This is a genomic window from Kitasatospora sp. MY 5-36 (genome assembly GCF_001182915.1).
In the GTDB taxonomy this organism is placed as follows: Bacteria; Actinomycetota; Actinomycetes; order Streptomycetales; family Streptomycetaceae; genus Kitasatospora.
In genome coordinates, this window is sequence record NZ_LFVW01000066.1 from 1 (window position 1) to 5974 (window position 5974).

At 73.4% G+C, this 5974-nt stretch carries 1 protein-coding gene and 1 pseudogene; both read right to left on the reverse strand.

The window, feature by feature from the left end:
* A partial coding sequence (locus AE652_RS49435) for a beta-ketoacyl synthase N-terminal-like domain-containing protein (RefSeq protein WP_369808272.1) occupies positions 1-660 on the reverse strand: 660 nt, incomplete at its 3' end.
* 128 nt (positions 661-788) lie between these two features.
* Positions 789-5915 (reverse strand): annotated as a pseudogene (locus AE652_RS06355) (beta-ketoacyl synthase N-terminal-like domain-containing protein).
* Positions 5916-5974 lie beyond the last annotated feature (59 nt).

The following is a 5974-nucleotide window of genomic DNA, read 5'->3' on the forward strand; positions in this document are numbered from 1 at the left end:
CCCGAAGGCCTTGCAGCGGCCGTCGGCCGACAGCGCGCGCAGCCGCGAGAAGCTCACGAACTCGCCGGGGTCGGCCATCACCGTCACACCGCCGGCCAGCGCCACCGTGCACTCGCCCGACCGCAGCGCCTGCACCGCCTGGTGCATCGCCACCAGCGAGGAGGAGCACGCCGTGTCGACGGTCACCGCGGGCCCGTTCAGGCCCAGCGTGTACGACACCCGGCCGGACAGGACGCTGAGCGCGTTCCCGGTGATCAGGTGCGCCTGGGCCTCCGCTTCGTCGCCCAGCACCCCGATGTAGCCGGAGGCGGCCGCACCGATGAACACGCCGGTCGCGGAGCCGTGCAGCGACTTCGGGTCGATGCCGGCCCGCTCGACGGCCTCCCAGGAGGTCTCCAGCAGCAGCCGCTGCTGCGGGTCCATCGCCATCGCCTCACGCGGGCTGATCCCGAAGAAGCCGGCGTCGAACTCCCCGGCGCCGCCGAGGAATCCGCCCTCGATCACATAGGTCGAGCCCTCGGCGTCCGGGTCCGGGTCGAACAGGCCCTCGACGTCCCAGCCGCGGTCGGCCGGGAAGCCGCTGATCGCGTCGCCGCCCGCGGCCAGGAGGTCCCACAGCTCCTCGGGAGTCCGGACGCCACCGGGGTAGCGGCAGGCCATGCCGACGATCGCGATCGGATCGGTCGAGGCCGGTTGCACCACCACCGGGGCGGTCTCCTCCGAGACGCTCCCGAACAGCGCGGCCAGGATCTCGTCGGCCAGCGCGGACGCGCTCGGGTGGTCGAAGATCACCGTGGACGGCAGCCGGACGCCCACGGCCGCGTTCAGGCGGTTGCGCAGGTCCACGGCGGTCAGCGAGTCGAAGCCCAGCTCCCGGAACGCCCGGCTGGCGACGATCTCGTCCGCCGACTCGTGGCCCAGCACCGCGGCCGCCTGCGTCCGCACCAGCTCCACGACGGTCCGGCGCCGCTCGGCGGCCGACAGGCCCGCCAACCGGGCGGCGAACTCGCTGCGCTGGTCGTCGACCGGACGGCCGGGGGCGGTGTCCTCCTGCGCCTCCGGAATGGTGTCCAGCAGCGGGCGAGGCCGTGCGGCCGTGAACACCGGCGCGAACTTCTCCCACTCCACGTCCGCGACCGCGATGAACGTCTCGTCGTCGGCCAGGACCTCACCCAGCGCGGTCAACGCCCGCTGGGTGTCCAGGAAGTTCATGCCCTGCCGCAGCAGCCGGTGCGGGGTCACCCGGCCCGGCGCCTGGTCCATCACCGCGTCCACGGCGTCCCAGTCGCGGGTGTTCCACACACCCCAGGCGATCGAGGTACCCGGCAGGCCACGGCCGCGCCGGTCCTCCGCGAGCCCGTCCAGGAAGGAGTTCCCGGCGGCGTACGCGGCGTGGTCGTTGCTGCCCCAGGTCGCCGAGATCGACGAGAACATCACGAACTCGTCGATGCCCAGGTCGGCCGTCGCCTCGTCCAGGTGGACGGCGCCGGCCGCCTTCGCGCCCAGTGCCGCCGCCAGGCCTTCGTGATCCGTGTGCTCGACCCGCGAGAGGTACGGGGTGTTCGCCGAATGCAGGACGGTCGACAGGCCGGGACCGGTGTTCTCGATCCACGCCACCATCGCCGCAACCTGCGCACGCTCCGTCAGGTCGCAGCTGACGACCTCGACGGCCGAGCCGCCGTTCGCCACGGCGGCGGCGAGCGCCGCCACGCCGTGCGCCGACGGGCCGGAGCGGGAGGTCAGAACCACCCTCGGCGCGCCGTGCTCGGCAAGCCAGGGGCCGATGCAGACGCCGATCGAGCCGGTGCCACCGGTCAGCAGGACGGTGCCGCGCGGCGACCAGCCCTCCGACTCCACACGGCGGGCCTCCGCCCGCACCAGACGGCGCAGGAGGACACCCGACGGCCGCACCGCGACCTGGTCCTCACTGCCATCGGCGAACACGCCGACCAGCCGGGCCGCGGCATCGGCGTCCACCACCGGCGGCAGGTCGACCAGACCGCCCCAGCGGTCCGCGTGCTCCAGGCCGACGGCCCGGCCCAGACCCCAGACCTGCGTCTGGATCGGGTTGGTCGTCACCTCGCCGGCTACGGCCTGCACCGCGCCGCGGGTCAGCACCCACAGCGGAGCGGTGACCCCGGCCCGGCCCAGCGCCTGCACCAGGTCGAGGGTGTCGGCGCTGCCGCGCGGGACCCACCCGAACTCGGCGTCCAGCGACTCGTCCAGCGCCAGCAGCGACACCACGCCCTGGACATCCGCACCGGCAACGGCCTCGTCGAGGCCCGCCAACGTCGTCCGCACGACCTCGGCGCCACAACTCGCCAGCGCCTCGGCCATCACACCGGCGTCCGCCGCGTCCCCGACCAGCACCCAGGTACCGGACAGGACCGCCGGGCCGCTCCCGGTCGCCGGCTGCCAGGTGATCCGGTAACGCCAGTCGTCCACCGACGCCCTGGCCCGCTGCGGGGTGCGCGGCTCCGGCCAGAACCGCTGGCGCTGGAAGGCGTACGTCGGCAGGCCGACGCTCTCGCCACCACCGAGCACCGTCGCCCAGTCCACCGGAGCGCCCTGGACGTAGGCCTCGGCGAAGGACGACAGCAGGCGCTCGGCCCCGCCGTCCTCGCGGCGCAGGGTGCCGACCACCACCGAACCGTCGACGTCCTCGACCACGTCGCCCACCGCGCCGGTCAGCACCGCGTGCGGGGACACCTCCACGAACACCCCGTGCCCGGAGGCGCCCAGGATCCGGACCGCCCGCTCGAACTCGACGGTCTCGCGGAGCGAGGCGTACCAGTAGTCGGGGTCCAGCTCCGGACCGGACAGCCACGCGCCGGTCAGCGCGGAGACCATGGGGATGCGGGCCTCGGTCGGCGTGATGCCCTGGAGGACGGCGAGGATCTCCTCGCGCAGCTCGTCCACGTGCGCGCTGTGGGACGCGTAGTCCACCGGAATCATCCGGGCACGCGGCGAATCCCCGCAGGAGTCCGCCAGTTCACGCAGCGCATCGGCGTCACCGGAAACCACCGTCGCCGACGGACCGTTCACGGCCGCCACCGACAGCCGGGAACCGTACGGGGCAATCCGCGCGCGGACACCGTCCACCGGCTCGGCGATCGACAGCATCCCGCCGCGACCAGCAAGGGCCGTCAGGGTCTTGCTCCGCAGAGCGACGACCTTCGCGGCATCGTCGAGGGAGAGAATCCCCGCGACGGCGGCCGCCGCGATCTCGCCCTGCGAGTGACCGACCACAGCGTCCGGAGCGACACCCGCCGCCTCCCAGACGGCGGCGAGCGACACCATCACCGCCCAGAGCGCCGGCTGCACCACATCGGCGGCCTCAAAGCCGTGCCGGCCCGCCAGAACGTCATCCAACTGCCACTCCACGTACGGCGCGAGAGCCTCGGCGCACTCCGCCAACTTCGCGGCGAAGACCGGCGAGGCCTCCGCCAACTCGCGCCCCATGCCGACCCACTGGCTGCCCTGACCGGGGAAGACGAACACCGTCCGCCCCACACCGCCAGGAGCCACCGAACCGGTCACCACACCGGACGTCGGCTGCCCCGTGGCCACCGCCACGAGACCCGCCGCGAGCTCACTCCGCTCGCCACCGAGCACGACCGCCCGGTGCTCCAGCGCCGCACGCGTCGTCGCGAGCGACCACGCGACGTCGCCGACCGGCAACTCCGGCCGCGCCAGCATGTGTTCACGCAGCCGACCGGCCTGACCGGCCAGTGCCGCGACGCTCTGGCCCGACACCGTCCACACGGCAGGCGCGGTCCCGAGGACCTCCGGCGCCGGCTGCTCCGCCGGGCGCTCGGCCTCGACCGCCGCGACCGGCGCTTCCTCGACGATCAGGTGGACGTTGGTGCCGCTCACACCGAACGCCGACACACCCGCCCGACGCGGGCGCCCACCCGCCGGCCACTCCACCGCCTCCTGGAGCAGCCGGACGTTGCCCGTCTCCCAGTCCACGTGCGAGGACGGCTCGTCCGCGTGCAGCGTCTTCGGCAGTACCTCGTGCCGCAGCGCCATCACCATCTTGATCACCCCGGCCACACCGGCGGCGCACTGCGAGTGCCCGATGTTGGACTTCACCGAGCCCAGCCAGAGCGGCCGGTCGGCGGCGCGGTCCTCGGCCTGCCCGTAGGTGGCCAGCAGCGCCTGCGCCTCGATCGGGTCGCCCAGCGTCGTGCCCGTCCCGTGCGCCTCGACCACGTCCACGTCCGCCGCCGACAGCTGCGCGTTCGCCAGCGCCGCACGGATCACCCGCCGCTGCGAGGGACCGTTCGGCGCCGCCAGACCGTTGGACGCGCCGTCCTGGTTGGCCGCGCTGCCACGGATCACCGCCAGCACCTGGTGGCCATTGCGCCGGGCATCGGACAGGCGCTCCAGCAGCACCATGCCCGCACCCTCGCCCCAACCGATCCCGTCGGCCTCCTCCGAGAACGCCTTCGACCGGCCGCTGGAGGCCATGCCGCCCTGCTGGGCGAACTCCATGAAGGCGGCCGGCGACACCATCACCGCCACGCCGCCGGCCAGCGCCATCGAGCACTCGCCGGCCCGCAGCGCCTGCACCGCCTGGTGCATCGCCACCAGCGAGGACGAGCAGGCCGTGTCCACCGTCAGAGCAGGACCGGTCAGGCCCAGGCAGTACGAGATCCGGCCGGAGTGGACAGCGGTCACGTTCCCGATCAGCCGGTAGCCGTCCAGGCTGGTGTCCTCGACGGGCAGGACCGAGCTGTACCCCGAGAAGTTGGCGCCGACGAAGACGCCGGTCGCCGAGCCGTGCAGCGACTTGGGGTCGATCCCGCCGTGCTCGATGGCCTCCCAGGAGGTCTCCAGCAGCAGCCGCTGCTGCGGGTCCATGCGAGGGCCTCGCGCGGGCTGATCCCGAAGAACTCGGCGTCGAACTCGGCCGCGTCATGGACGAATCCGCCCTGTCGCCGGTACTCCTGGCCCTTGCCGAACTCCTCCTCGTAGGCGTCCCACCCGCGGTCGGTCGGGAAGCCGCCGATGGTGTCGGTGCCGGAGGCCACCATGCTCCAGAACTGCTCGGGGCCGACCGCCCCGCCCGGGTACCGGCATCCCATGCCGACGATCGCGATCGGCTCGCCGATCGCCGCGGCCACGACCTGGACCGCGCCGTCCCGCTGGACCGTCTGCTCGTCCGCGCCGACGAGTTCGCCGCGTACGTAGTCCGCGACGGCGGCGGCGTTCGGGTGGTCGAAGACCATCGTGGAGACGAGCCGGACACCGAGCACCTTCGACAGGCGGTTCCGCAGCTCGACCGCTCCGACGGAGTCGAAGCCCAGCTCCTTGAAGGCCCGCTGCGGCAACACGTCGTCCGCCGACTCGTGGCCGAGGACGGCCGCCGCGTGGCCGCGCACCAGGTCGGTCAGGACCTGGCGCTGCTCAGCGACCGGCATTCCGGCCAACCGGCCCGCCCACGCGCCGACTTCCTCGACGGTGGACTCGACGGCGGCCTCGGCGGCGGCCTCGGCGGCCAGGACCGCGCGGACCTCGGGAAGGTCCGCCAGCAGACGGCTCGCCCGGTAGAGGGTGTAGGTCGGCACGAACTGCGGCCAGTCGAAGCCGGCCACCACCATCGCACCCTCGCCCGCGTCCAGGACCTGGCCCAGCGCCAGCATGCCCCGACGCCCGTCGATGCCCTCCATACCGAACTCGCGCAACCGCTCACCGCCCGAGCTCGCGGCCATCCCGACACCGGCCCACAGGCCCCACGCGACCGAAGAAGCCACCAGGCCCCGGGCCCTGCGATCCTCGACCAACGCGTCCAGGTGCGCGTTCGCCGCCGCATAGCCGCCCAGGCCACCGCTTCCCCACACACCCGCGCCCGACGAGAACAGCACGAACGCGTCGAGATCCCGACCCGCCGTCAACTCGTCCAGCACCATGGCACCGCCGACCTTCGCCGACAACAGCCAGGACAGGTCCGAAGGCTCGATCTCCTCGA